Below are 2,197 nucleotides of genomic sequence, written 5' to 3'. Positions count from 1 at the left end.
GTGCGGGGGCGGCGGGCGTGGCGGGCGATGGCGTAGGGTACGCGCATGCCCATCCGCGACGTCGCCGCCACGGTGGTCACCGCTCCCCTGCACACCGAGTTCGTCACCGCACTGCGCCGGACGAGCCAGATCGAATCGGTGATCGTCGAAGTCACCGATGACGAAGGTCGGGTCGGGCGCGGTGAGGCCCCGCAAACGTGGCGCATCACCGGCCAATCGCTCGCCGGCGCGCAGGCGTGCCTCAACGGTCCACTGCGGGACGCCGTGCTCGGTCTCGATCCCGATGACGTCAACGCGACTCTCGACGCCGCCGACGCGGCGGTCGTCGGCAACAGCGCCGCGAAGGCCGCCCTGGACGTCGCGGTGCACGATCTGGCGGCTCAGCGGCTCGGCGTATCCCTCACACGTTTTCTCGGCGGCACGACCCTGAGCGTCGCCACGGACGTGACACTGCCCGCGGGTGACGTCGACGAGCTGACCGCCGCCGCGTCCGCGCGCGTCGCGGAGGGGTTCACGGTCTTGAAGGTCAAGGTCGGTTTGGACCCGGCCGGTGACCTCGAACGCTTGCGGGCGATCCGCGCGGCGGTCGGTGACGCCGTCACGCTGCGGCTCGACGCGAATCAGGGTTGGTCGGCGAAGCAGGCCGTGCGCATCATCCGGGGAATGGAGGACGCCGGGCTGGACGTCGACCTGGTGGAGCAGCCGACCCCGGCGCGTGACCTGTCGGGTCTGGCGGAGGTGACGCGGGCGGTGTCGACGACGATCCTCGCCGACGAGTCCGTCCACACGGTCGACGATCTCCTGGCGGTCATCGCCACTCGCGCCGCCGACGCGGTCAACGTCAAACTCGCCAAGTGCGGCGGGCTGCGGGCGGGACGGGATCTCTTGAGACTGGCGGCATCCCAGGGCATGGGATACACCGTTGGATCCATGATGGAAGGTAGGATCGGGGTCGCCGCCGCGGCCAGTCTCGCGTCGGCCGTCGGCACCAGCACCGTCGCCGACCTCGACGCGGCCTGGTGGCTCGCCGACTCCGACCCGGCACTGACCTATCGGGACGGAATCATCCACTTGGATTCCGGCCCAGGACTACGTTCGATAACCTTTTCGCCCCAAACGCGACACGAACGACGCAGCGGGACCGAAACCAACGCATGATGGTGGCCATCGTCGCGGCGTCGACACAACCTCACACCAGCACGCCTTACCCCCAAGGAGGGCAATCGTGACCTTGGAAGCCGGTCAGCGGGCACTCGCGGCGGCATCGGCCGTCACGCTCTGGACGTCGGCGAAAGCCCCAAGGGACAGCGACCGGCTGTCACTCGGGACTCCCGCCGCGATCCGCGAATGGGTCTCCGGAATGACCCGCGAAAGTCGCGTCGACGGACTCGTCGACCGCACGCTCACTCAGATTCCGCTCGGCGACGAGGTGACCATCACCGAGATCGAGGACGGCTGGGCGCGCGTCATCGTCGCAGGGCAGCCGTCAAGCCTTGACGATCAGGGTTACCCGGGTTGGGTTCCGTTGGCTCAGTTGACAACCCAGGTACCGACTCCCGAAGGCGTCGAGCACATCGTCTCGGCGACGGCGACGACCGTCCGGGACGAGCCCGGCGGTGACGTCACGATCCCCGGGGTCACGCTCGGGACGCGGCTGACCGTCGTCGGCGACGCGTATCGCGGCTGGGCGAACGTGGTCCTGCCCGGGCCGCAGCCGACCGGCTGGGTGCGTCTGCACGACCTCGTCACCGCGCCGACCGGCACCGTCTCGGCGGTGTCCGGCCGACTCGACATCATCGCCACCGCACAGCAGCTCCTCGACGTGCCGTACGTCTGGGGTGGTCTCACCGCTTACGGACTCGACTGCTCGGGCCTGGTCTACCTGGCCTACCGGCAGCTCGGCATGACCCTGCCGCGCGACGCGCACGACCAGGCGACCGCGACGACACCGATCACCCTGGGCGAGGAAAAGCCGGGTGACCTGTACTTCTTCGCGCACAAGGGAAAGCAGATCCACCACATCGGCATCGCCGCCAGCCCGGACGACGCGGGAAGGCCGACGATGATCCACGCCGCCGGGAACTACGGGAAGGTCGTCCAGGAGACGATTCCCGCCGATCGGCTCGAAACCCTCGTCGCCGTACACCGCGTGTTCGACGACGAGTGACCACGCGACCCACACGACGGCGCCCCGGAC

The 2,197-nt window shown here is 69.2% G+C and carries 2 protein-coding genes; both read left to right on the top strand.

Annotated features, from left to right (window positions below; genetic code table 11):
- The first annotated feature begins 45 nt into the window (after positions 1–45).
- Complete coding sequence (locus ACM9NP_RS20755; protein WP_415648427.1) at positions 46–1,158, top strand: mandelate racemase/muconate lactonizing enzyme family protein; 1,113 nt, start codon at positions 46–48, stop codon at positions 1,156–1,158.
- 67 nt (positions 1,159–1,225) lie between these two features.
- Positions 1,226–2,167 carry a C40 family peptidase gene (locus ACM9NP_RS20750; RefSeq protein WP_415648426.1) on the top strand — a complete coding sequence of 314 codons (942 nt, stop codon included), beginning with the start codon at positions 1,226–1,228 and terminating at the stop codon, positions 2,165–2,167.
- Positions 2,168–2,197: the final 30 nt, after the last annotated feature.

Source organism: Stackebrandtia soli (genome assembly GCF_965137155.1).
Taxonomy (GTDB): Bacteria; Actinomycetota; Actinomycetes; order Mycobacteriales; family Micromonosporaceae; genus Stackebrandtia; species Stackebrandtia soli.
Note: the sequence above shows the minus strand (reverse complement) of the source record. Positions and strands in the feature narration are given on the sequence as shown.